The 26,637-nt window shown below is 71.8% G+C and carries 26 protein-coding genes; 10 read left to right on the forward strand and 16 right to left on the reverse strand.

The annotated features are described in order from the left end of the window. Positions 1 to 17: 17 nt before the first annotated feature. Both ABT08_RS04935 and ABT08_RS04940 read right to left on the reverse strand, forming a co-directional pair. The gene (locus tag ABT08_RS04935; RefSeq protein ID WP_056208141.1) at positions 18 to 443 is read right to left on the reverse strand and encodes an organic hydroperoxide resistance protein; all 426 of its coding nucleotides are present in this window, start codon (positions 441 to 443) and stop codon (positions 18 to 20) included. 58 nt (positions 444 to 501) lie between these two features. Continuing rightward, positions 502 to 951, reverse strand: a complete 450-nt coding sequence (locus tag ABT08_RS04940) for a MarR family winged helix-turn-helix transcriptional regulator (RefSeq protein WP_288114135.1) — start codon at positions 949 to 951, stop codon at positions 502 to 504. Between the two features lie 451 nt (positions 952 to 1,402). On the opposite strand from ABT08_RS04940, the gene ABT08_RS04945 reads away from it, so the two are divergent. The 3 genes from ABT08_RS04945 (at position 1,403) to ABT08_RS04955 (ending at position 4,139) form a co-directional block, all read left to right on the forward strand. After that, positions 1,403 to 2,128, forward strand: a complete 726-nt coding sequence (locus ABT08_RS04945) for a winged helix-turn-helix domain-containing protein (RefSeq protein ID WP_056208138.1) — start codon at positions 1,403 to 1,405, stop codon at positions 2,126 to 2,128. A 74-nt stretch (positions 2,129 to 2,202) separates the two neighbouring features. After that, positions 2,203 to 3,168 carry a DNA-3-methyladenine glycosylase family protein gene (locus ABT08_RS04950; protein ID WP_288114136.1) on the forward strand — a complete coding sequence of 322 codons (966 nt, stop codon included), beginning with the start codon at positions 2,203 to 2,205 and terminating at the stop codon, positions 3,166 to 3,168. A 65-nt stretch (positions 3,169 to 3,233) separates the two neighbouring features. Continuing rightward, positions 3,234 to 4,139, forward strand: a complete 906-nt coding sequence (locus ABT08_RS04955; protein WP_045245826.1) for a DMT family transporter — start codon at positions 3,234 to 3,236, stop codon at positions 4,137 to 4,139. A 36-nt stretch (positions 4,140 to 4,175) separates the two neighbouring features. Here the strand turns inward: ABT08_RS04955 and ABT08_RS04960 are convergent, their stop codons facing one another. From ABT08_RS04960 to ABT08_RS04975, 4 genes are all read right to left on the reverse strand, one after another. Then, entirely contained in the window at positions 4,176 to 5,036 is an 861-nt protein-coding gene (locus tag ABT08_RS04960) for a Cof-type HAD-IIB family hydrolase (protein WP_288114138.1), read from the reverse strand. Between the two features lie 18 nt (positions 5,037 to 5,054). Then, the gene (locus ABT08_RS04965) at positions 5,055 to 6,470 is read right to left on the reverse strand and encodes an MFS transporter (RefSeq protein ID WP_082483141.1); all 1,416 of its coding nucleotides are present in this window, start codon (positions 6,468 to 6,470) and stop codon (positions 5,055 to 5,057) included. 154 nt (positions 6,471 to 6,624) lie between these two features. After that, positions 6,625 to 7,560, reverse strand: a complete 936-nt coding sequence (locus ABT08_RS04970) for a phosphotransferase family protein (RefSeq protein ID WP_156454727.1) — start codon at positions 7,558 to 7,560, stop codon at positions 6,625 to 6,627. A gap of 83 nt (positions 7,561 to 7,643) precedes the next feature. Beyond that, positions 7,644 to 9,212, reverse strand: a complete 1,569-nt coding sequence (locus ABT08_RS04975; protein WP_045245830.1) for a cation:proton antiporter — start codon at positions 9,210 to 9,212, stop codon at positions 7,644 to 7,646. Between the two features lie 54 nt (positions 9,213 to 9,266). Between ABT08_RS04975 and ABT08_RS04980 the strand changes: the two genes are divergently transcribed. From ABT08_RS04980 to ABT08_RS04990, 3 genes are all read left to right on the forward strand, one after another. Further along, entirely contained in the window at positions 9,267 to 9,902 is a 636-nt protein-coding gene (locus ABT08_RS04980; protein WP_056208174.1) for an NADPH-dependent F420 reductase, read from the forward strand. A gap of 52 nt (positions 9,903 to 9,954) precedes the next feature. Next, the gene (pgi, locus tag ABT08_RS04985) at positions 9,955 to 11,637 is read left to right on the forward strand and encodes a glucose-6-phosphate isomerase (RefSeq protein ID WP_156454728.1); all 1,683 of its coding nucleotides are present in this window, start codon (positions 9,955 to 9,957) and stop codon (positions 11,635 to 11,637) included. A 252-nt stretch (positions 11,638 to 11,889) separates the two neighbouring features. Continuing rightward, complete coding sequence (locus tag ABT08_RS04990; RefSeq protein WP_082483139.1) at positions 11,890 to 13,458, forward strand: DEAD/DEAH box helicase; 1,569 nt, start codon at positions 11,890 to 11,892, stop codon at positions 13,456 to 13,458. 76 nt (positions 13,459 to 13,534) lie between these two features. On the opposite strand, the gene ABT08_RS04995 is transcribed toward ABT08_RS04990, so the two are convergent. From ABT08_RS04995 to ald, 7 genes are all read right to left on the reverse strand, one after another. Continuing rightward, positions 13,535 to 14,146: a signal peptidase I gene (locus ABT08_RS04995; RefSeq protein ID WP_056208121.1), complete on the reverse strand. Its 612-nt coding sequence runs from the start codon at positions 14,144 to 14,146 to the stop codon at positions 13,535 to 13,537. Further along, complete coding sequence (locus ABT08_RS05000) at positions 14,143 to 14,814, reverse strand: hypothetical protein (protein ID WP_056208118.1); 672 nt, start codon at positions 14,812 to 14,814, stop codon at positions 14,143 to 14,145. The genes ABT08_RS04995 and ABT08_RS05000 overlap by 4 nt, the downstream gene beginning before the upstream one ends. Next, positions 14,811 to 15,704 carry a hypothetical protein gene (locus ABT08_RS05005; RefSeq protein ID WP_288114139.1) on the reverse strand — a complete coding sequence of 298 codons (894 nt, stop codon included), beginning with the start codon at positions 15,702 to 15,704 and terminating at the stop codon, positions 14,811 to 14,813. Before ABT08_RS05005 ends, ABT08_RS05000 begins: the two co-directional genes overlap by 4 nt. A 19-nt stretch (positions 15,705 to 15,723) precedes the next feature. Then, positions 15,724 to 16,281, reverse strand: coding sequence for a hypothetical protein (locus ABT08_RS05010; protein ID WP_288114141.1), 558 nt, complete (start codon positions 16,279 to 16,281; stop codon positions 15,724 to 15,726). A gap of 13 nt (positions 16,282 to 16,294) precedes the next feature. Next, complete coding sequence (locus ABT08_RS05015) at positions 16,295 to 16,855, reverse strand: alternate-type signal peptide domain-containing protein (protein ID WP_288114142.1); 561 nt, start codon at positions 16,853 to 16,855, stop codon at positions 16,295 to 16,297. Positions 16,856 to 17,057: 202 nt separating this feature from the next. Beyond that, positions 17,058 to 18,098 carry an adenosine deaminase gene (gene add / locus ABT08_RS05020; protein ID WP_056519005.1) on the reverse strand — a complete coding sequence of 347 codons (1,041 nt, stop codon included), beginning with the start codon at positions 18,096 to 18,098 and terminating at the stop codon, positions 17,058 to 17,060. A 45-nt stretch (positions 18,099 to 18,143) separates the two neighbouring features. Continuing rightward, positions 18,144 to 19,229: an alanine dehydrogenase gene (gene ald / locus ABT08_RS05025; protein ID WP_056519008.1), complete on the reverse strand. Its 1,086-nt coding sequence runs from the start codon at positions 19,227 to 19,229 to the stop codon at positions 18,144 to 18,146. A gap of 156 nt (positions 19,230 to 19,385) precedes the next feature. Here ald and ABT08_RS05030 point away from each other — a divergent pair, with 156 nt between their 5' ends. Beyond that, entirely contained in the window at positions 19,386 to 19,856 is a 471-nt protein-coding gene (locus ABT08_RS05030) for an Lrp/AsnC family transcriptional regulator (protein ID WP_045247174.1), read from the forward strand. A 22-nt stretch (positions 19,857 to 19,878) separates the two neighbouring features. Here ABT08_RS05030 and ABT08_RS05035 read toward each other — a convergent pair whose 3' ends face one another. From ABT08_RS05035 to dhaK, 3 genes are read right to left on the reverse strand one after another with little or no spacing between them, the layout of a single operon-like run. After that, a complete protein-coding gene (locus ABT08_RS05035; RefSeq protein WP_056519010.1) occupies positions 19,879 to 20,607 on the reverse strand; it encodes an HPr family phosphocarrier protein in 729 nt (242 codons plus the stop codon). Continuing rightward, entirely contained in the window at positions 20,604 to 21,239 is a 636-nt protein-coding gene (gene dhaL, locus ABT08_RS05040; RefSeq protein WP_056208105.1) for a dihydroxyacetone kinase subunit DhaL, read from the reverse strand. Before dhaL ends, ABT08_RS05035 begins: the two co-directional genes overlap by 4 nt. A 1-nt stretch (position 21,240) precedes the next feature. Continuing rightward, a complete protein-coding gene (gene dhaK, locus ABT08_RS05045) occupies positions 21,241 to 22,233 on the reverse strand; it encodes a dihydroxyacetone kinase subunit DhaK (RefSeq protein ID WP_045247171.1) in 993 nt (330 codons plus the stop codon). 296 nt (positions 22,234 to 22,529) lie between these two features. Between dhaK and ABT08_RS05050 the strand changes: the two genes are divergently transcribed. The 3 genes from ABT08_RS05050 to ABT08_RS05060 all read left to right on the forward strand — a co-directional run bounded on the left by ABT08_RS05050 (position 22,530) and on the right by ABT08_RS05060 (position 26,407). After that, positions 22,530 to 23,282, forward strand: a complete 753-nt coding sequence (locus tag ABT08_RS05050; RefSeq protein ID WP_056519012.1) for an IclR family transcriptional regulator — start codon at positions 22,530 to 22,532, stop codon at positions 23,280 to 23,282. Positions 23,283 to 23,649: 367 nt separating this feature from the next. Beyond that, positions 23,650 to 25,467, forward strand: a complete 1,818-nt coding sequence (locus tag ABT08_RS05055) for an AMP-dependent synthetase/ligase (protein ID WP_288114143.1) — start codon at positions 23,650 to 23,652, stop codon at positions 25,465 to 25,467. 43 nt (positions 25,468 to 25,510) lie between these two features. Beyond that, positions 25,511 to 26,407 carry a DUF1295 domain-containing protein gene (locus ABT08_RS05060; protein WP_288114145.1) on the forward strand — a complete coding sequence of 299 codons (897 nt, stop codon included), beginning with the start codon at positions 25,511 to 25,513 and terminating at the stop codon, positions 26,405 to 26,407. Positions 26,408 to 26,637: the final 230 nt, after the last annotated feature.

Consider the following 26,637-nt stretch of genomic DNA (forward strand, 5'->3'; position numbering starts at 1 on the left):
CTCGGCGCGGGTCAGTGTCAGTCTTCGACAACGCGCACGACGACGTCGATGTTCCCGCGGGTCGCGTTCGAGTAGGGGCAGACCTGGTGGGCGGCGTCGGCGAGGGCCTGCGCGGCGTCGCGGTCGAGCTCGGGGATGACCACCTCGAGTTCGACGGCGAGCTGGTAGCCGCCCTGCCCGTTCGGGCCGATGGAGACCTTGGAGCCGACCGCGGTGTCGTGGATAGAGACCTTCTGCGCACGGGCGACGGCCTGCAGTGCGCCGTGGAAGCAGGCGGCGTAGCCGGCGGCGAAGAGCAGCTCGGGGTTGGCGGCGGCACCCCCGGCTCCGCCCATCGAGGCGGGCACGGCGAGGTCGAGGTCGAGCACGCCGTCGGTCGTGCGCACGTGGCCCGAACGTCCGTCTCCGGTCGAGAGGGCTTCGGCGGTGTAGAGGGTCTCCATGGGTTCTCCTTCCGAGGGCGAGCGGATGCTCGCGGGGGCCGGGCGTGTCCCGGCGGCGTCACCCGGCGAGGGCCGGGTGAAGATCGGGGGCCGCCTGCAGGGCGGCGGTGAGGGCGTGCAGCTGAGAGCGCAGTGCGATGCCGTTCTCGGCGCCGAGCCCCATCGCGTCGAAGACGCATTCGGCCACAGGTGCGAGCTCGGCGCGCACCTCGCGGCCACGGTCGGCGAGCCCGATCTCGACGACGCGCTCGTCGCGCGCGCGGCGGCTGCGCGTCACGAACCCCGCCTGCTCCATGCGGCGAAGCAGCGGCGAGAGCGTGCCGGAGTCGAGGCTGAGCTCGTCGCCGATCTCGCTCACGGTGCGGGCGCGGTCGTCGGAGAGCAGCACGAGCACGAGGTACTGGGGATAGGTGAGCCCGAGGGGCTCGAGCAGCGACCGGTAGGCATGGGTGGTCGCGCGCGCGGCGCTGTAGAGCGCGAAGCAGAGCATGTCGACGGAGGGCTGCACGGCTTGATCCTCACACACAATTGAATTGTGCACAATTTATTTCGGATGCCGCATCCCGCCGATCTGCGCGGCCGATCCGGTCGTGACGGCGCGTTTCGTCACATTTGTTCATGCGGGACCGTGCGGCTTTGCGCGGTTTGACACCCCGTGAAACCGAGGGTCATAATCGGCCCCATGACTGACAACGCGAAGCTTCTGTCCGCCTGGGAGGCGAACGGGACCGCTGGCATGATGATGCCGGCTCGCGCTGTCATGTGTTGTCGAATGTGCCGCTGACACGGCCACCCCGTCGGCACCCGGACTCCTTCTGAACGGAGATCCGCGCCCCGCATCCGATCGGCCGGACATCGTCGATCAGGATGCCGCACCTCGGCCGCGACCCGCGGCCCACACGACACCACGCACCGAACCGCGAGGCACACGCCCGGTTCCCTCCCCGAGGACTCATCCCATGTCGAACTCCGCCCTTCTTGACTCTCCCGTCGCCCGCCCCGCCCTGCGCATCGTCGAGCCCGCCGCCCCGGCCGCCCCGGCCGCCCCGGCCGCCCCCGCACCGGAGCGCCGTATCCCCGAGGGCAGCGAGCCCCGCGGCTTCGCGCTCTACGTCGGCTTCGACGAGGCCACCGCGGCAGCCGCCGGCGTCTCGCTCAACACCCTCGTCACCGCCCTGCGCCGCACCCTCGCCGACATCGCCCCGGGCGCCGAGACCTACGCCACCGTCGCCCTCGCCCCCGTCGGGGCCGGCGGCCGCGACGTCGACGTCGTACGCCTCGCCCTGCGCGAGCCCGGAGCCGTCGCCCGCACCAAAGCCGAGCGCCCCGCCACCGACGAACGCGCCGAATCCGGCGTCGTCGTCGACATCTCCCGCAAGCGCGTGCTCATCGACGGCGAGTCCGCCTCGTTCACCTACAAGGAGTTCGAGCTGCTGCAGTACCTGGTGCTGCGCGAGGGCCGTACCATCGAGCGCACCGAGCTCGTCGACTCGCTGTGGAGCAGCGACGACGCGGATGCCCCGGGCGAGCGCACGATCGACGTTCACGTGCGACGCCTGCGCGCCAAGCTCGGACGCTTCGAAGACATCGTGCGCACCGTGCGCGGCGTCGGATACCGCTTCGACCGTCACGCCGACGTGTCGATCCGCTACGGCCACGGAACCCCGTCGCCCGACCGCTTCTGAGCCGCCGCGGGCGCGCACGGGACATCCCCCGTCGGCACCTCGCCGACGTCGGCGGCGTCGCCTAGGGTGAGCGCATGACGCTCGCTCCCGCCGCCGCCTCGGCGGTGGGTCGCGACCCGAGACCCGCGAACACCCGCCCGCTCGAGACGGAGTACCGTCCGCGGCAGCCGCTCGATCTGCGGCGCACCGTGCTGTTCCAGCGACGGGGTGCGGGCGATCCCACGATGCACGCCGACGGGGCCCTCATCTGGCGCGCGAGCCGCACCCCCGACGGGGTGGCCACCCTCGCACTGCGCGAGACCTCGCCGGGCGTCATCCGCGGGGCAGCCTGGGGACCGGGCGCCGCGTGGGCGCTCGCCCAGCTGCCCGACCTGTGCGGGGCGCGCGACGACGCCGCGGGCTTCGAGCCGCGGCATCCGCTTCTCGTCGATGCCCACCATCGTCACCCCGGCCTCAGACTCTCGCGCACCGACCTCGTGTTCGACGCGCTCGCGAGTGCGATCGTCGAACAGAAGGTCACCGGCGTGCAGGCATTCGCCGCCTGGCGGCGCATCGTCACCTGGTACGGCGAGCGCGCGCCGGGACCGACTCCGCGGCCGCTGTTCGCACCGCCGTCGATCGGGGGGTGGCGCCGTGTGCCGTCGTGGTCGTGGCACCGAGCGGGACTCGAGCCGCCGCAGTCGCGCGCGATCGTGCGCGCGGCCTCCCAAGGCGAGGCGATCGTGCGGGCGACGAGCACCTCCCTCGACGAGGCCGACCGCGTGCTGGTGTCGCTGGCGGGCGTCGGGCCGTGGACCTCCGCCGAGACGCGCATCCGTGCGTTCGGCGACGCCGATGCGGTCAGCGTCGGCGACTACCACCTCGCGCACGAGGTGGGCTTCGCCCTCACCGGACATCGCACCGATGACGAGGGGATGCTGCACCTGCTCGAGCCGTGGCGAGGGCACCGGCAACGGGTCATCCGTCTGCTCGCGGCGGCCGGCGTGCGCGAACCCCGGCGGGGCGCCCGCCTGCATCCCGAAGACCACCGCGCCCGATGACCGCGGCGGGCCTCGCCGCGTCGATAGGCTGAGCGCATGGCTCCCGCGCTCGTCCCGGTCGGCGCGTGAGGCGCACCTGGCTCCCGCTCGGCGCGATCGGCCTGGCGGTGGTGCTCTGGTCGGTCGCCTATGTCATCTCGGCGTGGGCCCTCGAGACCGGCTCCCCCGCGGTGCTGTCGGTCGGCCGGTTCGCGATCGCCCTGGTCGTGCTCGTGCCGCTCGCGATGCGCCGCCGCCACTTCTGGCGCACCCTGGCGGACCCCCGCAGCATCCTGCTCGGACTCACCGGCGTGACCATCTACTACTCGCTCGCCAACATCGGCCTGCTGTTCACGACCCCCGGCACCGAGGCGCTCGTCTCGGCTTTGCTGCCCGTGCTCACCGCGATCGCCGCGGTCATCATGCTGCGCGAGCGCCTGACGGTCGCGACGGTCATCGGCCTCACGCTCGCCACCGGCGGCGTGGCGCTCGTCGCGGCGTCGGGATTCCGGGTCGACCTCGGCGCCGTGCTCTACGTCATCGGCATCAGCGCGTACGCGATCTACACCGTGCTGCTGCGTCGCTACGCCGCGCGCGAGGAAGCACCCGACCCGGTCGTGCTCGCCACGGCGACCGGTATCTGGGGCACCGTGCTCATGCTGCCCTGGCTCGGCTGGGAGGGCGTCACCGGCACGTTCGCGATCCCGACGGACCTGCGCGGGGTCGTCAGCATCTTCATCCTCGCGCTCGTGGTGACCGCTCCGACACTCGTGCTGTTCAACTACGGCGCCGAGCGCCTCCCGGCCGTCATCTCCGGTGCCGCGACCGCCGCGATCCCTGCGCTGGGCTACGCGTTCGCGATCGCGCTGGGCGAGACTCCCGACCCGATCAAGGTGTTCGGCGGCGTACTGGCCCTCGTCGGCGTGATCGTCGCGACGCTCTCGCAGCCCGACGTCGAGCCGACCGAGCCGGGACTCAGCCCGCGCGCGTGAGTCACGATTCGAGCGAGCTCACGCTGATCCGCGGCCTCAGGCGCCCAGACGATCGAGGATGCTCCGCAGCACCGTGATGACGCCGTGATCACGGTTCGACGGCGCGACGTAGCGGGCTCGCGCCACGATGTCGGGGTGGGCGTTGGCCATCGCGAAGGAGTGGGCCGCGGCATCCATCAGCTCGAGGTCGTTGAGGTAGTCGCCGAACGCGACCGTCTGCTCGGCCGTGACCCCGAGCGTCTGCTGCAGGCGGGTGAGCGCGTGGCCCTTGTTGACACCGACGTTGAGCACGTCGACCCAGCACTCCCCCGAGACGACCACCTGATGGGTGGCCCGCAGGTGCGCGAGCGCCGGAAACGCGGATGCGTCGGCCCCCGCGAAGTCGAACACCGCGAGCTTCACGATCTCATCGTCGACGGCAAGCAGGTCGTCGACGACCTCGAGCGCCGCGTAGTACCGGTGTGCCTCGGTGCGGAACGCGGCATCCGATCGTTCGATGTAGGCGCCGCGCTTGCCGCACAGCACAAGCCCCGCGTCGGCGTCGATCGTCCGCACGAGTCTCACGACCTCGGCGACGATGTCGCGCTCGAGCAGGTCGGCGCTGAGCTCGACGCCGTCACGCATGACCAGGGCGCCGTTCTCGGCGATGAAGACCATGCCGTCGGCGTGGCTGTCGAAGTCGCGGCGAAGCGTCGCATACTGGCGGCCACTCGCCGGAGCGAACGCGATGCCCCGATCGTGGAGGTCGTCGAGCAGCGGCCACAGGTCGTCGGGCACGGCTCCGTTCGCGTCGAGCAGCGTGCCGTCCATGTCGACCGCGATCAGGCGAAGGTCGATCGACGGGAGCGCGTCGGCGGGAGTGAGTGCGGTCGGCGGGGCGGCGGCGTCGGGGGTCACACGGCTATTCTCCCGCGCTCACGCTGCCGTTCGGCTCCGGACGGAGTGCCCCGGACGATCCCCCTCCTCCGTGGCGTCCGCGGCGGCCGGCGGAGGCGGCGTCTCGGCGTAGGCGCGGGACAGCCGTCGATAGGGGCGCGAGACGAAGGCGATGAGCACGATGACGAGCATCGCGATGCTCGCCCCGACGAACGCCAGCGCGATGCCGCGCGCGCTGCCGTCACCGAGGAGCCACCCGAACGTGTCGCGGCCCGCGTCAGATCCCATGTACGGGATCAGCGCGTACTGCGCGACGGGTCCGATGAGAAAGGCTGTCACCGGTGCGGCAGCGGTCTCGATGCTCGTCGCGAACCCGAAGACACGCCCCTGGGCGCGATAGGGCACGACCCGCTGGATGACCGTCTGCTCGGCTGCCTCGACCATCGGCATGAGCATCATGAAGGCGAACATGCCGACGACGTAGAGCCACCACCACTCGCGCAGCGTGAAGGTGAGTCCGACGCCCGCGACCGCGAGATTGGCGAGCAGCATCGTGCGGATCGGATTGCGCCCCAGCCCGAACCGTGCCACCACAGCGCCGCCGGCGATGAAGCCGACACTCGTGACGCCGAGGACGATGCCCCAGATCTGCACGCTGAACAGCTCCAGCCCGTACGGGTCCATGAGGGACATGAAGACGCCGCCGACGAGATTGTTGAAGGTCGAGAAGAGCAGCAGGGCGAACAGCCCCGGCACCGCGCGGATCGCCGGGATGACCCCACGCATCGTGAAGCCCGACCCGCCGCCCTCGACCTTCGCGATCTCGCGTTCGGGGATGCGCACGGCCATCAGATGCGCGAACGAGACGGCGGTGAGCCCGATGCCGACGAACGTCGTGCCGCCCATTCCGAGGAAGCCGACGGACAGCCCCGAGAAGACGCTCGTCACCAGGAAGGTGACCCCCTGCACGGTGCCGACGAGTCCATTGGCGCGGTCTCGGCGATCGGGCGGCACGAGTAAGGTGACCGTCGTCGAGAGCGCGATGTTGCGCAGGTTCTCGACGACCCCGCCGATGAGGATGACGCCGGCGAACACCCAGAACCACGGCCCGCCCCAGTCGATGAGCGCGCGTTCGGGCACCGCGAGGTAGACCGCGCCGGCGCAGAGGTAGGCGATCAGGGTCACGAGGCTCGAGAGCACCATGACCGCCTTCTTCCTCATGTGATCGACGAGCGCGCCGAACACGACACCGAGCAGGGCGACGAGCAGCATGTAGCTGCCGCCGATGATCGACGTCGCCAGCACGTTGCGGGTCTCGAGGTAGGCCCAGAACGTGAGCGCATACCAGAGGTAGCTGCTCGTGACGTTCGCGACGAGGGTGTTGAGCACGACCTGGTGAAAGCTGCGCAGCGCGCGACGAGCGTCGGGGCCGACAGGCGCGAGAGCGGTGCCCATGCGTTTCTCCGATCGTCGGGGGGATGCCTCGGGGAGACGTGCTGCGGCCCATCATGCCGCGCGCCTGCGACATCCGATACCCGGACGGGCCCTCCGCCCCGCGGGTGCCCGCCTCGACGCCGCCTGCACCGCCGTCGGGCGACGCGGACCGACATCAACCGCGCGCGACCTCGTCGACCACGCGTGCTCCCCGCTCGAGGAGGGGCGACGCCCAGGTCTCGAAGAGGGTTGCGCCGCCGAACCAGTCCCGCCCGTCGCGTCGCCCCGTCTCCCAGGTGCGCAGCAGGCTGAGGGCGAGGTAACCGCGCATACGGAGTGCCTCGTGGGCTCGGGCCGCCTGACGGGATCGATATGCGCGCAGGAACGACGTCGCGAGCGCGTCGTCGTTCGCGTACAGCGGCCACCAGATCGCCACGGCGATGTCCTCGTCGGGGTCGCCCGCGCGCCCGCCGCCGAGGTCGAGCACGCCCGTGAATCGGAGTCCGTCGGGTGCGCGGTCGGCGAGCAGATTGCCGAGGCCGAGGTCGCCGTGCACGTACGTCGGCACGATGTCGCCGATCGCGGCGGCGGCGGGCTCGACCGCCGCGTCGACGAAGGCGCGGTCGTCGGGTGCCAGGGAGGCGGCGAGGGCGTGCTGCCGCACGCGCGCGAGGAACGCCTCGGCGGCCGTCCGGTCGTCCGGTCGAAGGTCGTCGACGGCCGCATCCCATTCGCCTGCCGCGCTGAATCTGATGTCGTGGAGCTCCGCGACGGCACGACCGAACGCCGCGCCGACCCGATCGCCTCTCCCGGCACGACCGGGCCGGAGCGCCGCTCCGGGGAGCCTCGGCATCACGGCCGCGCCGAGGGTCTCGTCGACGACGAAGGGCCACGGCGAGGCGAGCGTGCGGGCACGCTCGTGCACGACCCGGGCGAAGTAGCGCTCACGGCGCAGGTCGTGCACGGCACCGACCCGCACCACGTGCTCGCCGCGGTCGGTGCGCACGAGCACGACCGCGTTCTGCGACCCGCCGAGCGGAACGACCCCGGTCACCACGCCGAGGTCGTGGTCGCGCGCGAGGCGGGCGACCAGATCGGCGGAGAGCGGCACGCGACCGACGGTAGTCGACGGCATCCGCAGACGACAGGGGTCTCGATGACCCGCCACCGACGCCGCCCCGCGCGCGCCGAGGACTAGGGCTCGGCCTCCTGTGCCCGCAGCGACGTCTCCTCCGCGTCGATGGCGCGCAGCGCCGCGAGCACCGCGACCTCCTGGAACCGGCGCTCGCGGCGCGCGACGAGAACCGCTTCGCGCTGCGCCTGGATCATCGCGCGGCGCAGACGATGCATGGACTGCAGCTGGGGCCACGCGGCATCCGCCCCGGCATCGAGCGTCTCGCCGAGGAACGCCGCGTCGGCGCGCAGCAGCTCGACCACGCGCGGCTCGTCGTCGGGGGTGACGGTCTCGTCCAGGCGACGCAGCCCCGCCTGCCGCGCCTCTGCCATCAGCAGCTTCACCTCGGTGCGCTCCTGCAGGTCGTTGCGCGCCGGCAGGTGCAGCGCCCGCACGATGCGGGGCAGCGCGAGACCCCCGATCAGGCTCGCGACGACCACGACGAACGCGAGGAACTGCAGGTACTCCCGCATCGGCGTCTGCTCGGGCAGCAGGAACACGGCGGCGAGCGTCACGACGCCGCGCACGCTGGCGGATGCCACGGCGATCCCGTTGCGCACGTCCCAACTGCGGTCGCGCAGCACCCGCGGACCGAACCGGTAGACGAACGTCGTGATCATCACCCACACGAAGCGGGAGAGGATGAGGGCCGCGAGGATCGCGGCCACGATGCCGACCGTCGGCCACAGGCCCGGTCCGGTGCGCACGGCGCCCTCGAGGATCCCGGCCAGGTTCAGGCCGATGAACAGGAACACCGCGTTCTCCAGCAGGAACTGGATGGTGCGCCACACGAGCTGCGCGGCGACGCGGGACTCGGCGCGGATGACCCCGGGCGAGCGGAAGCCCACGTACAGCCCGGTGATCACCACCGCGATCACCCCGGAGCCATGCAGCTCGTCCGCGATGAGGAACACCGCGAACGGCACCGCGAGCATGAGGGTGGTGTCGAGCACGGGCGAGCGCAGCGGCCGGCGCACCACGGTGAGCAGCGCGCCCGCGCCGACCCCGACCGCCACCCCTACGCCGACGGCGAGCACGAAGTCGAGCGCCACCGTGCCCGGGTTGACGACGCTCACGATCGCCGCGATCGCCGCGTTCAGCGCGACGAGCGCGGTCGCGTCGTTGAGCAGGCTCTCGCCCTCCAGGATCGTCACCACCCGTCGCGGCAGGCCCACTTTGCCCGCGATCGCCGTGACCGCGACCGCGTCGGTCGGGGCGACGACAGCGGCGAACGCGAAGGCGGCGGCGAGGCCCACGGCGGGCAGCACCGCCCACGTCGAGACTCCGACGACCACGACCGTGAAGGCGACGAGGCCGACCGAGAGCAGCAGGATGCTGTCGTTGCGGGCGCGGATGTCGATGAGCGAGGTCTTCAGCGCGGCCGCGAACAGCAGCGGCGGGAGGATGCCGAAGAGGATCAGATCGGGTTCGACGCTCACCCGCGGCACCCACGGCACGAACGACGCGATGCCGCCGACGACCACGAGCGCCACCGGTGCGGAGAAGCCGATGCGACCGACCAGGCCGGTGACGATGACCGTGACGAGCACGAACGCCACCACCCAGGCGATGGTGGCGACCGGATCCATGCGCCCAGTATGTCGCGCGGGAATACCGGCGCGGCGCGGAGCGCTGTGGCGAGCATGACGACAGTCGGAATCATCGGAGCAGGACACATCGGATCGACCCTCGCCCGCGGCCTCGTGGACCGCGGCTACGACGTGGTGATCGCCAACTCGCGCGGGCCCGAGACCCTCGCCGACCTCGTGGCCGACCTCGGCCCGACCGCCCGCGCCGCGACAGCCGAAGAGGCCGCGGCCGCCGGCGACTGGGCCATCGTGACGGTGCCGCTCAAGGCCCTCGACCAGGTGCCGGTCGCCCCGCTCGCGGGCAAGATCGTGGTCGACACGAACAACTACTACTTCGAACGCGACGGCCACATCGCCGCCCTCGACGAGAACCTCACCACCACGTCGCAGATGCTGCAGGAGCACCTTCCCACCTCGACCGTGGTGAAGGGCTTCAACCACATCATGTCGACGCAGATCCTCACCGACGGCACCCCGGCCGGAACCCCCGACCGGCGCGCCCTCGCGACCGCGAGCGACTCCGACGAGGCCGTCGCCTTCATCACGGCCCTCTACGACGAGTTCGGCTTCGACACCGTCAGCGCCGGCCCTCTCGCCGAGAGCTGGCGCGTCGAGCGCGACCGTCCGGCGTACGTCGTTCGGCAGAACGCCGACGAGCTCGTCGCGAACCTCGCGGCGGCCGAGCGCTGAGAACCGACCGACGGATGCCGCGGCCCGCGGCATCCGTCATCGGTAGAGTCTCATCGTGACCGCCCCCATCGACGCGACCACCACGCCCGCCTGGGCTGAGCTGGCCGCCGCACACTCCTCGTTCCACCCCGATCTGCGCGGCTGGTTCGCCGCGGACGCCGACCGCGCGGAGCGCCTCAGCTTCCCGCTGGCCGACCTGCATGTCGACCTGTCGAAGAACCTCATCACCGACGAGATCCTCGCCTCGCTCGTGCGCCTGGCCGAGCAGACCGGGGTCGCCGCGCGCTACGCCGAGATGCTGTCGGGCGCGCACATCAACACCACCGAGGACCGGGCGGTGCTGCACACGGCGCTGCGTCGCCCGGCGGGCGCGAGCCCCGCGCTGGTCGTCGACGGACAGCACATCGACACCGACGTGCACGAGGTGCTCGGCCGTATCCGCGCGTTCGCCGAGCGGGTGCGCTCGGGAGAGTTCGCGGGCGTCACCGGCAAGCGGGTCGCGACGGTCGTGAACATCGGCATCGGCGGATCCGACCTGGGTCCCGTCATGGTGTTCGAGGCCCTCAAGCCCTACGCCGACGCCGGCATCGAGGCACGGTTCGTGTCGAACATCGACCCGACCGACATCGCCCAGAAGACCGCCGATCTCGACCCCGAGACCACGCTGTTCATCGTCGCGTCGAAGACCTTCACGACGCTGGAGACCCTGACCAACGCGCGTCTCGCGCGCGACTGGCTGTGGGCGAAGCTCGCCGAGCAGGGGGCGATCGGCAACGACGAGGCATCCCGCACGAACGCGGTCGCACACCACTTCATCGCGGTCTCGACGGCGCTCGACAAGGTCGCGGCCTTCGGCATCGACACCGACAACGCGTTCGGATTCTGGGACTGGGTGGGCGGCCGCTACTCGGTCGACTCGGCCATCGGCACGTCGCTCGCCATCTCGCTCGGCCCCGACGTGTTCGACGAGTTCCTCGCCGGCTTCCACGCGGTCGACACGCACGTCGCGACGACCCCGCTCGCCCAGAACGTGCCGGTGCTGCTCGGCCTGTTGAACGTCTGGTACGTCAACTTCCTGGGCGCCCAGTCCCACGCGGTGCTGCCCTATTCGCAGCTGCTGCACCGCTTCCCGGCGTACCTGCAGCAGCTCACGATGGAGTCCAACGGCAAGTCGGTGCGCTGGGACGGCACGCCCGTCACGACCGACACCGGCGAGGTGTTCTGGGGTGAGCCCGGCACGAACGGGCAGCACGCGTTCTACCAGCTCATCCACCAGGGCACCCGGGTGATCCCTGCGGACTTCATCGCGTTCGCGAACCCGGCCTTCCCGCTCGTCGACGGCGACCGCGACGTGCACGGGCTGTTCCTCGCGAACTTCCTCGCCCAGACCAAGGCGCTCGCGTTCGGGAAGACGGCCGCCGAGGTCGAGGCGGAGGGCACGACGGGCCCGCTGGTGGCCGCCCGCACGTTCTCGGGCAACCGCCCGACGACCTCGATCTTCGCGCCGGCGCTCACCCCGTCGGTGCTCGGCCAGCTGATCGCGCTCTACGAGCACATCACGTTCACGCAGGGCACGATCTGGGGCATCAACTCCTTCGACCAGTGGGGCGTCGAGCTCGGCAAGCAGCTCGCCCTGCAGATCGCGCCCGCGATCGAGGGCGACGAGGCGGCCTTCGCCGCGCAGGATGCCTCGACCCGGAGCCTGCTCGCGTACTACCGCGCGCACCGCTCCTGACGACCACGACGACGGGCGCCGACCGGGATCCCCTGGGTCGGCGCCCGTCGTCGTTCGCGCTCCCGCCCGGCGGACACCCACCGCACCCGTGATAACGTCGATGACGGCGCTTCGGCGCCTGCGTCGCTGACACGCTCCCCGACTTCCCCGTCGCGGTTCTTCTCGAGCGGCGACCCGAGGTGCGATCACGCACCCGCGCCCTCCCCGCGTGCACATGTCTTCGTGAGCGCGCCCTCATCCCGAAAGTCCCCCATGTCTTCGTTCCTGTCTCTCGGCGTGCCCGCGCCGCTCGTCTCCGTGCTCGAGGCCACCGGCCGCACCGAGCCCTTCCCCATCCAGCGCGACACGCTGCCCGACTCCCTCGCGGGTCGCGACGTGCTCGGCCGCGGCCGCACCGGCAGTGGCAAGACGCTCGCGTTCTCGCTGCCCCTCGTCGCCCGCCTCAGCGGGGCGAAGGCCGCAGCCCGCCGCCCCGGCCGTCCGCGCGGTCTCGTGCTCTGCCCCACCCGCGAGCTCGCCACCCAGATCGCGGCGACCATCACCCCGCTCGCGGAGGCGGCGGGTCTGCGCGTCACCACGATCTTCGGTGGCGTCAGCCAGCGCCCGCAGGAGCAGGCCATGCGTGCCGGCGTCGACATCGTCGTCGCCTGCCCGGGCCGACTCGAAGACCTCATGAAGCAGGGTGTCGTGACCCTCGACACCGTCGAGATCACTGTGCTCGACGAGGCCGACCACATGGCCGACCTCGGCTTCCTGCCGGGCGTCACCCGCATCCTCAAGGCGACGCCCGCCGGTGGACAGCGCCTGCTGTTCAGCGCCACCCTCGACCGCGGTGTCGACGGCCTCGTGCGCTCGTTCCTGCGCGACGAGGTGCGTCACTCGGTCGACGAGTCCAGCGTGCCCGCCGCCGCCATGACCCACCGCGTGCTGCTCGTCGCCGACGACCACAAGGCGAGCCTCGTCGAGACCCTCGCGTCCGGCGTGGGGCGCCGCATCCTCTTCACCCGCACCAAGCACCAGGCCAAGAAGCTTGCGCGCCAGCTGACAGCCAGGGGCATCCCGGCGGTCGACCTGCACGGCAACCTCGGCCAGGGCGCCCGCGAGCGCAACCTCGCAGCCTTCGGCGCCGACCCCGCAGCCGGAGGTGTTCGCGTGCTCGTCGCGACCGACGTCGCCGCCCGCGGCGTGCACGTCGATGAGGTCGAGCTGGTCGTGCACGTCGACCCGCCGCTCGAGCACAAGGCCTACCTGCACCGCTCGGGCCGCACCGCGCGCGCCGGCGCCGAGGGCACCGTTGTCACCGTCGTGCTCGCGTCGCAGAAGCGCGACGTGGCCGACATGCTGCGCAAGGCCGCCATCACCGCACCGTTCGAGAACGTGGATGCCGACACCCCCGCTGTGCGCGACCTCGTCGGCGAGATGGCTGCGCGCGTGGCACCGAGCGCCGCTCCGGCCGCCGCCGCGCAGAAGCCGAAGACCCAGCCGCAGAAGGCGAAGCCCCAGGGTGGGTCGCAGCCGGCCGCCGGTCAGGGCGGATCGCGCGGTCGCCGGTCGTCGGGCGGCACGTCCGGCGCCGGTCGCGCGTATGCCGCGACGCCGCGTTCCGGCGAGGGACGCCCGGCGCGCGGCGGCCAGGGGCAGGCACAGGGGCAGCGTTCCACGCAGGGACAGCGTGCGCAGGGCCACGGTGGGACCGGACAGGCCCGCCACGGCGGCGCGAACGGCGCCGCACATCCGCACGGCGGCCGGCCCGCGGCATCCGAGGGCACGGCCGCACGCCCTGCGGGCGCCCGCCGGCACCGTCGCGCCAGCCGCCCCTGACGCGACGCCGCACCGAGGTCTCGCGGCCCCGGGTCTGTCGCTCCGACCGACCGACCCGGGGCCGCGGCATCCCGTCTCAGTGCACTCGACGGGTGCCGCGATCGGCGGCGGCGCGGGCACGACGCCGATCACGATGGGCGGAGATCAGCGTCACGACGCCGTAGAGGAGGAGCGCGCCGACCACGATCGGGATCACCCACATGCGCCAGTCACCGACCAGGATGTTGTTGATCCATCCGATGTAGGGCACGGCGTACCAGAGCTTGCCCACGACCTGCGCGGCGAGCACCGGCTTCGCGTCGTCGACATTGTTCGCGTCGCCGCGGGTGAGGAACAGGGGGGCGCCGTCGCCCGACGCACCGATGCCCACGATGCGGTGGGTGACGACCGCGGGCTTGCCCGATTCGAGCTGATACGTGACGACGTCACCGGTACGCAGCGTCGACGGATCGACGGGCCGAACGACGACGAGGGTGCCGGGGGGATACAGCGGCACCATCGACCCGGTGAGCACCGTGTAGGCGCGTGATCCCGTCACGGCCGGCACGGCGATGACGACGATCGCGATCAACGCGACGATCACCAGCGGAGCCCAGGACAGTCCCGCCGCGATCATCCGCACCACGGAGACCCGCTCTCCGGATCGGTGGCGCACCGCGCGGCGGGTGGCGGGGAGGGTGTCGGTCATCTGTGGTGCTCCCTGCGTCTCACCGAGAGCACGGCGCCCGCGCCCAGTGCGCCGAGACCGGCGAGCAGCACGGTGCGCAGCGTGTCGCCGTCGAACCAGCCCGTGCGCGGCAGTGCCGACACCGACGGCGCGGGTGCGGACGCGACGGGGCAGGTCGAGGCCGGCGGTGCCGTCATCGCGTCGCTCGCGGTCGAGACGACCTCGAACGACACCGCCGTGTTCTGCGCGGTGCTCAATCCCGGTGAGACGGCGAGCGAGAGCGTCACCGGGATCACCTCGCCCGGTGCGAGTCGCGCCGACGCCAGTGCGAGACATCCGGTGACCTCACCGAGCTGCTGCGGGGCGTCCCCTCCTCCCGCGATGCTCGTCGCGAGCAGCAGGTCGCGCGAGCTCGAGGACACATCGGTGGCGAAGAGGGCGACGGATGCCGCGGTGCTCCGGTCGTTGCGCACCGAGAACGTGGCGTCGAAGGCGGATCCCGGCACAGGACGCCAGGACGCGGGCACGATGTCGAGCGGGCCGGATGTCCACGTGGAGCCGTCGGCGCTGAAGGAGAGCCCCGGTTCGCCTGCCGCCGTGGCGGCCCGCGCGACGGCAGGCGCGGCCGCCGGCGCGAGCGGGAGCGCTGCCGCGGTGAGCACGGCGAGCAGCGCGACGGAGCCGGTCATGTGCACTGCACCCCCAGACCGAGCCCGAGCACCGACACATAGGTCAGATGAGCGATGCCGACGTACACCGTGGTACTCCCAGCGGTGTAGCTCACGGTGACGTAGTGGTCGCCCGCGCTTCCGCCGAGGAGGGCGTTGGTGATCGTGCGGGTGGCGGTTCCGGCGGGCACACCCGTCGCTGTCGAGGTGGCACCGGTGTCGAGCGTGAAGGTGTACGTACCCGAGACCGGCGCGGTGTAGGTGACGGTGGCGGACTGTGCGGCGACGTTGAGGATGCCCGGGTTGGTCAGGCACGACATCCACCCCGTGCTCGTCGCGGTCAGCGGGGCCGACTGCGACGTGCTCCAGTTCTGCTGCGCGGGGGTGAGGGTCAGGGTGGCGGCGGCTGCGGGTCTCGGCGGGGCGGCCCCGCTGGCGGTGCTCGCGACGACACCGGCGACCACGATCTTCAGGCAGGCGTAGGTGGTGGCGCCCGGCGCCGGAAGGTTCGTCGAGAGGGTCGCGGATGCCGCGGCGAGCAGGTTCTGCGCGGCGACGCCGCTGTAGGTGGCATCCGTCGCGCAGGTCGAGGCGCTCGCGGCCGAGGTGATCTGCACGGTGGCGGTGGCCCCGCTGCCGAGGGAGTTCGTTCCGGGCGCCGTGGCGACGGCGACGCTCGCCCACGGCGTGGTGCCCGAGTTGGCCATGGTCACCGCGGCGTACTGGGAGCCGGTGCGCCCGAAGAACGACACCGCGGTCGCGCCGGGAGCGGTGACCGCGAAGGTGCGACTCGATGCCGCGACCGTCGTCTGCGCGCTGACGGACCAGTAGGCGAACGCGGCCGCCGGTGCGAGCACCGCGAACGCACAGGCCGCCGCGAGGGCGGCGATGGCGGCGGTTCTGCGGGTCATGGCGGTGCTCGATGTCCGGTCACGGCGATGTCTGGGAGCCGGTGAGGGTGAGGGTGGGCGACGCGCTGGCGGCGAAGGTTCCATTGGCGGCCGTCACCGGAAGCGACTGCCAGACGCAGAGGGTGGCACTCGCCCCTGACGCCAGCGTCGGCGCCGTCGTCGGTGAGGTGAGACCGCCGGCGAGACTCCACGTCCACAGCCCCGACGCCGGTGGGGTCGCCGCGCAGGTCGCGCTGGTCTGCGTGGCGAAACTCACCACGACGTTGCCGCCGAGATTCGACGACGACGCCCCGGCGAGGGCGACGGCGGCTCCGAGGCGCAGCCCGACGGCGCCGCCGTTGGTGACGGTCCTCACCGCGATGAGGTCGGCCGGGCCGCCCGGATACACCCCGGCAGGGGTCACGGGCGTTCCGGTGGTGATCGCGAGCGAGGGCGTTCCGGTCGTGACCGTGGCGGGGCTGACGCTCGTCGCGGACGAGAACGATCCGTAGGTGCCGGGCGCGACGACCACGGCGAGCACGACAGCCCCGAGGACCAGGGATGCCGCACTCACCGCGGTCGTGGTGCTCCCGCGCATGACCGTCGGCTGGTTACGGAGCGACCTGGGTGAGGGTCAGGCCGATCTGCGACAGCGAGATCGTCGAGTTCACGCCGACCTGATCGCCGGTCGATCCGAACGGCCAGGAGATCGTGGTCGTCACGCTGAGCGAGGTCGTGCCGTTCGGAATCGCGTACGACCCGGCCGACGGGGTGATCGTCGTGCCCGATTGGTCCTTGACCGTGTACGTCGGCGTCGCGCCGAGAAGGGTCTGCAGGCCCGAGCTCGACGACGTGAGGGCACCGCCCGTCAGTGCTGCCGAGACCTTCAGGTTCGTGCCGACCGCCGTCACCGGGAAGGTGGCCGCGTACTGCAGCGTGTCACCCGGAACGGCGAGGTAGCTCGCCGTGTCGACGCTCGTGAAACTGGACCCGAGGTACTTCTCCACCGACCAACCCGACGACGATGCCGTGCCGATCGTCAGCTGACCGGTCGTGACCTGCGCCGGCGTGACCGTCGCCTGCGAGCTCCAGTACGCGAGCGATCCTCCGCCTCCGAAGAGCAGGACGACACCCGCCGCGATCGCCAACGTGCCTTTTGTTGCCTTGTTCATGTTGTCTCCCCAATGAGATCGCCAGGGAGACTCCACCGTCCCCCTGTGCCGCACCCCGAGCGATTCCCCCTCGCTCTCCCCAGGTGCGTGGCGGCACTCTACGCCGCCGCCTCCGGGGTCACGCCAGGCCATTGCCTCACGTCCTCGTGCGCCGTATGCTCTATCGTCCTCGTCGGCGCCGACGACGAGCGGATGCCGCGGCTCAGCCCGCGAGCGCCGCGTCGAGCGTGAGGAACTGTGCGCGGAACTCCGCCCGCAGACGTGCCTTCTGGGCGTCGTCGCACCACGCGGCATCCACCCCGTTCAGGGCGATGCGCTTGGCGGTCTCGGCCGAGACGCCCATCTCGAGCAGGCCCTCGGTGTACTCGCGTCCGAGGTCGGTGCGGAAGAACATGGCGTCGTCGGTGGAGACGGTCACGGTCAGGCCCGCCTCGATCATGCCGCGGATGCGGTGCGAGGGGTCGAGGTGCCAGCCGGTGCAGATGGTGGTGGAGATCGGGGTGGTCGTGAAGGCGACCCCGCGCGCGAGGGCGAGCTCGACGAGCGCCGGGTCGTCCATGATGCGGTAGCCGTGGTCGAGGCGGTCGCAGTCGAGCACCTCGAGCGCGTCGCGCACCGCCGACGGCAGCGCCCGATCGGTCTCGGCGACGTGGGCGGTGCGGTGCAGGCCGTGGGCGGCGGCGAGCGCGTAAGCGTCGGCGAAGCGCGCCGGGTCCTCGGTGTCCTCGGGGGTAAGGTCGTCCTGGCCGATGCCGACGACCTCGGGGCGCGGGTGCGCGAGCACCTGCCGCACCATCTCGACGGCGCTCTCGGGCGACTCGCGGCGGTTGATCGCGGCGATCACCCGGAAGCCGACGCCGTAGTCGGTCTCGGCGCGACGCAGTCCGTCGATGATCGGGTCGATCACGTCGGGGTAGGCGAGGCCGCGCGACGCGAAGTACTGCGGGTTGACGAAGTACTCGCGGTAGCGCAGATTGCCGTCGGCGACCGCCGAACGCACTCCCTCGTAGGCGACGCGGGCGAAGTCGTCGGGCGCGCGCAGCACGTCGTGCGCGGCCCGGAACGCCACCAGGAAGTCGCGCAGGTCGTCGAAGTCGAACAGCGTCGCGGGGTCGGTCGAGCGCAACGCGACGCCGTACCGGTCGGCGAGCTCGATGAACAGCGGCGCGTTCATCGTCGACGCGAAGTGGCAGTGCAGCTCGGTCTTGGGCAGCAGCCGCAGATAGTCCGGATACCCGATCACGAGCGCGAGCGTACGTGGCCCGTATGTCGGGCGGATGTCGCTCGATTACAGGCCGAGGGCTGCCTTCACCCCCGCGTTGACGACCTCGCCGCCGACGACGTTGAGACCCTTCGCGAGGGCCGGGTCGGCAGCGGATGCCGCGTCCCATCCCTTGTCGGCGATCGCGATGACGTAGGGCAGCGTGGCGTTCGCAAGAGCGCGGGTCGAGGTGTGCGGCACGGCGCCCGGCATGTTGGCGACGCAGTAGTACACGGAGTCGTGCACGGGGAACGTCGGGTCGTCGTGGGTCGTCGGACGGGAGCCTTCGAAGCATCCGCCCTGGTCGATGGCGATGTCCACGAGCACCGAGCCGGGCTTCATGGCGGCGACCATGTCGTCGGTGACGAGCTTCGGGGCGGCGGCCCCGGGGATGAGCACCGAGCCGATCACGAGATCGGCATCGCGCAGCTGCTCGGCGATCTCGTACCGGGTCGACGCGCGCGTCTGCACCTGGGTACCGAAGCGGGCCTCGATGCGGCGCAGGGCCGGCAGGGAGATGTCGATGACGGTGACCTGGGCACCGAGGCCGAGGGCGTTGGCAGCCGCGTGCTCGCCGGCGACACCGCCGCCGATCACGACGACCTTCGCCCGCGGGGTGCCCGGCACGCCGCCCATGAGCTGGCCGCGGCCTCCGGAGGCGCGCATGAGGGCGTGGGCGCCGACGACGATCGAGAGGCGCCCAGCGACCTCGCTCATCGGGGCGAGGAGAGGGAGCGCACGGTCGGGGGTCTGCACGGTCTCGTAGGCGACGGCGGTCGTGCCGGCCGCGATGAGCGCCTCGGTGAGGGGACGGTCGGCGGCGAGGTGCAGGTAGGTGAAGAGGGTGAGGTCGGGGCGCAGCAGCGGGTACTCCGCGGCGATCGGCTCCTTGACCTTCACGAGCAGGTCTGCACCCGACCAGGTCTCCTCGGCGGTGGCGGCGATGACGGCGCCGGCGGCGCGGTACTCGTCATCGGAGAACCCGCTGCCGATGCCGGCTCCGGACTGCACGACGACCTCGTGGCCGCGGTGATGCAGAGCGTCGACGCCGGCGGGCGTGAGCCCCACCCGGTTCTCGTTGTTCTTGATCTCGGTCGGCACGGCGACGCGCATGTCGGGCTCCTCGGTTCCTCCGGCGGGTTGAGGGAAATATGGCAGACGGTTCGCTCTCTTGTGTTACATGCAGAATCTTCTGCGTCAGATTCGTCATATCGCCGTAGAGTTCTCTGGAAAACCCGCTCTTTTCCCCCAACTGTCGAAGGATCTTCGATGCCCGATGAGCTCGACCCGATCGATGAGCAGATCATCGAGACCCTCAGTCGCGACGCGCGGGCGACCAACGCGGCCCTCGCCGATCAGCTGGGCGTCGCCCCGTCGACCGCCCACGCCCGCACCCGCTCCCTCGTCGAACGAGGGGTACTGACGGGCTTCCACGCCGCCGTCGACCAGACCGCGCTCGGGCGCGGCCTCCAAGCGATCATCGGCGTGACCCTGCGGCCCGGGCAGCGTCAGGAGAACATCCGCGGGTTCGCCCAGGAGATCAGCCGGCATCCCGACGTCATCCAGCTCTTCTTCCTCGGCGGGGTCGACGACTTCCTCGTGCACATCGCCGTCGACACATCGTCGTCGGTACGACGCTTCGTCGTCGATCAACTCTCGGCACGACCGAGCGTCGCCTCGACCCGCACGAGCCTGATCTTCGAGTACCACCGCAACGCCGTCGCCGCCGACTTCTCCTGATCCCGGCGACGCAGCCGACGCGTCAGGCCGCTTCGCCGAACCCGTCGGCGGCGAGGTCGTGCACGGCGGTGACCGCGGCGACCGCATCTGCCCCGTCCCCCGCGATGCGCAGCACATCGCCCTTCCCCGCGGCGAGCGACAGCAGTCCGATGAGGCTCGACGCAGACACCGGCCCTTTGCCCGAGGTCGCGTTGGTCACGGTGACCGCGGCGTCGAACCGGCCGACGGTCTTCACGACGGATGCCGCGGGCCGGGAGTGCAGCCCCACCTCGTTCACGAGGGTCACCTCGGCGACGGCCACCGCGGGGGCGACCTCGACGGGCGCCGCGGCGGGTGCGGCATCCGCCCCCGTCTCGGAGACGTCGTCCTGCCGCTTCGCATCGAGCGCTCGGCGCGCTTCGGACGTCACCTCGTCGAGGGTGCCGCCGGTCACGGCCCGGACGATCCCGGCGGTCAACCCCTCGACGAAGGGCCCGTCGCTGATGCGCACGGGCACGGCGCTCTCCCGGAGATCCAGGGCGAGCGAGGAGCTCAGCACGGCCGAGCCCAGGTCGGTGACGATGAGCACCCCGTCGGTGTCGGCCAGCTCGTCGATCGCCTGCGCGATCGCGGCGGCGTCCGTGCCGAAGCCGCCCGCGGCGCCGGCCGCGACCCGCACCGGCGGCGCCTCGTCGTGCACCATCTGCAGGGCGAGGTCGACCGCCGCGTCGGCGAGCGGGGCGGAGTGCGAGACGACGACGAACCCGATCACGCGGCCAGCACTCCCGCCAGGGTCTCGAGCAGGATGACCGACGACGATGCCCCCGGATCGAGATGCCCGGCACTGCGCTCCCCGAGGTACGAGGCACGACCCTTGCGCGCCACGAGCGGTTCGGTCGAGTCGCGTCCGGCCTCTCCGGCGCGGGCAGCGGATGCCGCGGCATCCGCTGCACTTTCACCCGCCGCCGCGGCGGCGAAGGCCGCGACAGCGGGGGTGAGCGCGTCGATCATGGTCTTGTCGCCGATCTCGGCGTGACCGCGCGAGACGATGCCGGCGACGCCGGCGGCGAGCGCTTCGGCGAACTGCGCGGCGGTGACCTCGGAGTCGGCGGGCAGCGCCTTGGCCGCCTCGAGGAAGAGGGTGCCGTAGAGCGAGCCACTCGCCCCACCGACGGTCGAGATGAGGGTCATCCCGACCGACTTCAGCAGGGCGGGAGCCGTGTCGGGCACGCCGGCGTCGAGCTTCGTGACCACGGCGGTGAAGCCGCGGGCCATGTTCGTGCCGTGGTCGGCGTCGCCGATGGCCGAGTCGAGCTCGGTGAGCCAGGCGGCCTTCTCGTGCAGGGCGGCAGAGGCGGCGCGCAGCCACGCCTCGAGCTGGGCGACGGTGATGACGTCTGCCATCTCAGCGCCCCCAGCGCAGGGCGGAGGTCACGACCGGGGCATCCCAGAGGCGCAGGATCTCGTCGTCGGCCTTCACCAGCGTGAGCGAGGCGCCGGCCATGTCGAGGCTCGTGACGTAGTCGCCGACGAGTGTGCGCGCGACGGTGACGCGCTTCGCCTCGAGGGCCTTCGCGATCTCGCCGTAGGTGAGGTAGAGCTCGATGAGCGGCGTGCCGCCGAGGCCGGTGAGCAGGGCGATCACGGGCGATCCGGTGAAGTCGAGGTCGTCGGTGATGGCGGTGACGATCGTCTCGGCGATGTCGTGAGCGGATGCCAGCGGCACCCGCTTGCGGCCCGGCTCGCCGTGGATGCCGACACCGACCTCCATCTCGTCCTCGGGCAGCTCGAAGCTCGGCTTGCCGTTGGCCGGCACGGTGCAGCTCGTGAGCGCGACGCCCATCGAGCGCCCGTTCGCGGCGACCTTCTCGGCGATGCGCTTGACCTCTGCGAGGGGCAGGCCTTCGGCCGCGGCGGCGCCGGCGACCTTCTCGACGACGAGGGTCGTGCCCACGCCGCGGCGACCCGCGGTCCAGGTGGAGTCCTCGACGGCGACGTCGTCGGCCACGACGACCGACTCGACGATCACGCCCTCCTCACGGGCGAGGTCGGCGGCCATGTCGAAGTTGAGCACGTCGCCGGTGTAGTTCTTCACGATGAACAGCACGCCCGAACCGGAGTCGACCTTCGTCGCGGCGGCGAGCATCTGGTCGGGGGTGGGCGAGGTGAACACCTCACCCGCGCACGCGGCGTCGAGCATGCCGTCGCCGACGAAGCCGCTGTGCAGGGGCTCGTGACCCGAGCCTCCGCCGGAGACGAGGGTGACGCGACCGGCGCGCGGTGCGGTGCCGAACACGACGCGGTTCTCGAAGTCGACGTCGAGTTCGGGGTGGGCTGCGGCGACCCCGTGCAGCGCGTCGGCGAGGACGTTGGCCGGGTCGTTGATGAGCTTCTTCATGCGCGGATCTCCTGCTCGTTTCAGGCCTCGGTCGTCGAGGCGTTGTCGATGCGCGCGACGGATCGGGATCGCCCGCCGGCGTCACAGCAGGGGGTGTCCGCGACGCGCATGCGCCGCGTGGTGATGTCGTCCATGACTCACGCTCCCCTGTGAACGATGTGTGGATCGACGGTGCAATTTTCGACATTGTCGAATCCACTTCGCTAATATCGAAGCATTGTCGCGTCGGACGCCGGTGTCAAGAGGCATCCCGACCGTGCGTCCCCTGAGGATGCTGAATGCGGAAGGAGAGCCCCATGATCCAGTCGATCGACCGTGCCGCGCGCATCCTCGGGCTCCTGCAGGGCGCGCGGCGACTGGGCGTCAGCGACCTCGGCGCCGCGCTCGGACTCCCCCCGTCCACCGTGCACGGGCTCGTGAAGTCGTTGCAGGCCCACGGGCTCGTCGCGCAGGAACCCGACGGCAACCGCTACATGCTCGGGCCGGCGCTGCTCAAGCTCTCGAGCGTCTACCTCGACACCCTCGATGTGCGCTCGCGCTCCATCCGGTGGATGCACGCTCTGTCGCAGCGCACCGGCTTCGCCACCCGGCTCGGGGTGCCGCTGCTCGGCGACGTGCTCGTCATCCATCACGACCGGCGCCCGGACGGCTCCGAGCAGATGCCCGAGACCGGCATCACGCTGCCCGTGCACGCGTCGGCGATCGGCAAGGTGCTGGCGGCCTACGACGACGACGTGCGCGGCGAACTGCTTGCACGCGAGCTCGCCGACCTCACCGACCACACAGTGACGGATGCCGCATCCCTCACGTCGGCGCTCGACGACATCCGAGCGGCGGCGCTCGCGTGGGAGATCGAGGAGGCCGTCGTCGGAGAGTGCTCGGTGGCGGTGCCGGTCGTCGACGACACCGGACGGGTGATCGCCGCCGTGGCGCTCGTCGTGCCCGCCGACGCGCAGCCGGTGCCCGATGCGGCCCTGCGCGAGCTGCGCGACGCCGCGCGCGGCATCTCCCGCGAGCTCGGCGCGGCGACCTGGCCGCCGCGGGCCTGAGCGCCTCCCACCCCGCCCGACCCCGGCTCCCGAGCCCCCTGGCCCCGCGCACAGTCGGAACTTCTCGCCGACACGGGGCGCCGCGGCATCCCGAACCGGCGCGGCGCCGAGAAGTTCCGACGCAGTGCGGGCATCGCGCCGTTCGCGGATTGCACCGCCCGAGCCCGCGCCAGCACCTGCCGCAGCCGCAGTCCCTGCCGCAGCCGCAGCCCCAGCCGCAGCCCCTGCCCGACCCCAGAGCACATTCCGGCCCGAAGGGCAATCCACTTCGTCGACGGCTCCGAAACGCCAGTATGGGGTCACTTCTCCCTGCCCGCCTGCGGCCACGGAGTGACCCAGTGCCACGACGTTCCGACCGGAGGACACCATGCGGGAGCGCTCCACCGAACCCCTCGTCGACATCGACGGTTACCGCAACATCACCGACCTGCTGACCCGGCGCGCGGCGACGGCGCCCGATCACGCGGCGTTCGATGTGCCGACCGGTGATGCGGAGCATCCGTGGCGACACGTCTCGACGGCCGACTATCTGCACCAGGTGCAGTCGCTCGCGAAGGGCCTGATCGCCGTCGGCGTCGGCGCCGGCGAGACCGTCGCGATCATGGCGCCCACCCGCTACGAGTGGGCCGTCGCCGATCTCGCCGGGTGGTTCGCGGGCGCCGTGATCGTGCCGGTCTACGACACCTCGTCCCCCGACCAGGTCTCGGCGATCACCACCGATGCGCAGGTGCGGCTGGGCATCGCGGGCGGAGAGCGACAGCGCGGCATCCTCACCGACGCGTTCGCCGCGACGGGTCTCGGCGACCTCGGCGTCTGGACGATGGATGCCTCGCCCGCCGACCTCGACGCGCTCACCGCGCGCGGCGTCGCGATCGGCGATGACGTTCTCGAGGCGCGGCGCCGTCACGCCGACCTCGACTCCCCCGCGACGATCGTCTACACGTCGGGCACGAGCGGCGAACCGAAGGGCGCGATCCTCACGCACCGCAACTTCGTCGGCCAGGTCGCCAACATCGCCGCGGCGTACAGCGCCGTGGTGCACGACGGCGGCAACACGGTCATCTTCCTGCCACTCGCCCATGTGCTCGCCCGCGGCCTGCAGCTCATCTGCCTGTCGGGCGGGATGCGCATCGCGCACGTCGCCGACACGACCCAGGTCGTCGAGAGCCTCGGGGTGCTGCGGCCGACCTTCCTCGTGGTCGTTCCGCGGGTGCTCGAGAAGATCCGCGCAGCGGCGGGGGCGAAGGCCGATGCCGCTCACCTCGGCGCGGTCTGGCGCGGCGCCGTCGCGACCGCCGAGCAGTGGGGTGAGGCCGCCGAGTCGGGCGCGACGCCCGCGTTCGGGCTGCGGCTGCGCCGCCGGCTCTTCGACCGCCTCTTCTACGGGCGGCTGCGCGCGCTCATGGGCGGCCGGCTCGACTACATCCTCTCCGGCGGCGCCCCGCTCGCCGCCGACCTGTCGCTGTTCTTCCGCGGCCTCGGCGTGCCGGTGATCGAGGGCTACGGGCTGACCGAGACATCCGCGCCCCTGACCGGCAACCTGCCGGGGAACATCCGCTCGGGCACCGTGGGCTACCCGCTGCCCGGCTCGACCGTGCGCATCAGCGAGCGCGGCGAGATCCTCGCGCGGGGCGTCGGGGTGTTCGCGGGCTACCGCGACCCGCGGCACAACGCCGACGCGTTCGAGGACGGCTTCCTGCGCACCGGCGACCTCGGCCGGCTCGACGACGACGGCCGCCTCGTGCTCGAGGGCCGCCTCAAGGACGTCATCATCACCAGCACCGGCAAGACCGTCGTGCCGCAGGCGTGGGAGAACGCGGTCGAGGCACATCCCCTCGTCGCCCACGCGGTGACCGTCGGCGAGGGGCGTTCGTACCTGTCGGCCCTGCTCGTGCTCGACCCCGTCGAGACCCGCGCCTGGGCGCAGGAGAACGGTGTCTCGGTCGACGACACCGCGGGCGACGGGCTCTCCGTGATCGACGATCCCGCCCTCGTCGCGGCGCTGACTGCCGTGGTGGATGCCGCGAACTCCCGCGTCTCCCACAGTGAGAGCGTGCGGCGCTTCGCGCTCGTGCTCGCCGATCTCGACGACACGACCCTCGTCACCCCGACCCTGAAGATCAAGCGCACCGCGCTGCTCGACCGCGGCGCCGCCGTGATCGACGACCTCTACGCCCGCGCGTGAGCCGCGGCATCCCCTCGTTCCTTCGACCCGATCGGAGCACCCCATGTCCGTGACCCGCAAAGCCCTCCTCACGATCATCGTCGTGCTGGTGATCGGCGCGCTCGTCGCCGTCGCCGGAAGCCAGGGCGGGGCGACCGTCGGCGGGTTCCCGCTGTACGCGCTCGCCGTGATCGCCGCATTCGCGATCCAGGTGATCGTGTACATCCCATCGCAGCTCGCGCACACCGAGCACTTCTTCGACCTGACCGGGAGCCTCACGTTCGTCGTCGTCTCCGCGGGCCTCGTGGTGCTGCATCCGACCATCGACGCGCGCGGCTGGGTGCTCGCGGCGATGGTGACGGTGTGGGCGCTGCGGCTCGGCACGTTCCTGTTCATGCGCGTGCGGCGCACGGGGGGCGACGACCGGTTCGACACGATCAAGCAGAACCCGGTGCGGTTCCTGCAGGTGTGGGTGATCCAGGGCGCGTGGGTGAGCCTGACGGCGTCGGCGGTGTGGATCGCCCTGTCGTCCGCCCGGCCGGCGCCGCTCGAGTGGATCGCCTACGTCGGCATCGCGGTGTGGCTCATCGGCCTCGTGATCGAGATCGTCGCGGATGCCCAGAAGAACGCCTTCAAGGCGGATGCCGCGAACCGCGGTCGCTTCATCAGCACGGGCCTGTGGTCTCGGTCGCGGCATCCGAACTACTTCGGCGAGATCGTGCTGTGGGTGGGCGTGTTCCTCGTCGCCGCCCCGGCGCTGTCGGGCTGGCAGTGGGTCGCCGTGCTCTCGCCCCTGTTCGTCACCCTGCTGCTCACCCGGGTCAGCGGCATCCCCCTGCTCGAGGCGAAGGCGGAGCGGAAGTGGGGCGACGATCCCGCATACCGGGCGTACAAGTCCCGCACTCCCGTGCTGCTCCCGCGCCTCACAGCGCCGACGACGCGGGTCGCTGCGGCGGAGTGAGGGGGGCGACGTCCGGGTGGTGACGGCGGCCGGGTGGGGCGGCCGGCGAGTGCCGGGGGCGGGTAAGGGTCACCGAGGCGGGTGAGGGGAACGGCCCGGGTCGGCCGGCGATCGACCCGCGGACTCGGCCGGGCACCACGTCGGAAGTCTTCCCTGACGCGCCGGCGACGGATGCCGCGGCGCGGCGTGCCGCCGAGAAGTTCCGACGTTGCGGGGCCGGGCGAGGCGGG

Origin of the sequence: Microbacterium sp. SCN 71-21 (assembly GCF_001725695.1) — a bacterium.
GTDB lineage: Bacteria > Actinomycetota > Actinomycetes > Actinomycetales > Microbacteriaceae > Microbacterium > Microbacterium ginsengisoli.

Coding starts and splice junctions, on each gene's coding strand:
- ABT08_RS05030 (WP_045247174.1), top strand. CDS start 19,386: ATGCCCGATGAGCTCGACCCGATCGATGAGCAGATCATCGAGACCCTC.
- ABT08_RS05050 (WP_056519012.1), top strand. CDS start 22,530: ATGATCCAGTCGATCGACCGTGCCGCGCGCATCCTCGGGCTCCTGCAG.
- ABT08_RS05005 (WP_288114139.1), bottom strand. CDS start 15,704: ATGACCCGCAGAACCGCCGCCATCGCCGCCCTCGCGGCGGCCTGTGCG.
- ABT08_RS05015 (WP_288114142.1), bottom strand. CDS start 16,855: ATGAACAAGGCAACAAAAGGCACGTTGGCGATCGCGGCGGGTGTCGTC.
- ABT08_RS04975 (WP_045245830.1), bottom strand. CDS start 9,212: ATGGATCCGGTCGCCACCATCGCCTGGGTGGTGGCGTTCGTGCTCGTC.
- ABT08_RS04935 (WP_056208141.1), bottom strand. CDS start 443: ATGGAGACCCTCTACACCGCCGAAGCCCTCTCGACCGGAGACGGACGT.
- ABT08_RS04980 (WP_056208174.1), top strand. CDS start 9,267: ATGACGACAGTCGGAATCATCGGAGCAGGACACATCGGATCGACCCTC.
- ABT08_RS04990 (WP_082483139.1), top strand. CDS start 11,890: ATGTCTTCGTTCCTGTCTCTCGGCGTGCCCGCGCCGCTCGTCTCCGTG.
- dhaK (WP_045247171.1), bottom strand. CDS start 22,233: ATGAAGAAGCTCATCAACGACCCGGCCAACGTCCTCGCCGACGCGCTG.
- ABT08_RS04965 (WP_082483141.1), bottom strand. CDS start 6,470: ATGGGCACCGCTCTCGCGCCTGTCGGCCCCGACGCTCGTCGCGCGCTG.
- ABT08_RS05055 (WP_288114143.1), top strand. CDS start 23,650: ATGCGGGAGCGCTCCACCGAACCCCTCGTCGACATCGACGGTTACCGC.
- ABT08_RS04950 (WP_288114136.1), top strand. CDS start 2,203: ATGACGCTCGCTCCCGCCGCCGCCTCGGCGGTGGGTCGCGACCCGAGA.
- ald (WP_056519008.1), bottom strand. CDS start 19,229: ATGCGCGTCGCCGTGCCGACCGAGATCAAGAACAACGAGAACCGGGTG.
- ABT08_RS05000 (WP_056208118.1), bottom strand. CDS start 14,814: ATGACCGGCTCCGTCGCGCTGCTCGCCGTGCTCACCGCGGCAGCGCTC.
- ABT08_RS04945 (WP_056208138.1), top strand. CDS start 1,403: ATGTCGAACTCCGCCCTTCTTGACTCTCCCGTCGCCCGCCCCGCCCTG.
- ABT08_RS05010 (WP_288114141.1), bottom strand. CDS start 16,281: ATGCGCGGGAGCACCACGACCGCGGTGAGTGCGGCATCCCTGGTCCTC.
- dhaL (WP_056208105.1), bottom strand. CDS start 21,239: ATGGCAGACGTCATCACCGTCGCCCAGCTCGAGGCGTGGCTGCGCGCC.
- ABT08_RS05060 (WP_288114145.1), top strand. CDS start 25,511: ATGTCCGTGACCCGCAAAGCCCTCCTCACGATCATCGTCGTGCTGGTG.
- ABT08_RS04995 (WP_056208121.1), bottom strand. CDS start 14,146: ATGACCGACACCCTCCCCGCCACCCGCCGCGCGGTGCGCCACCGATCC.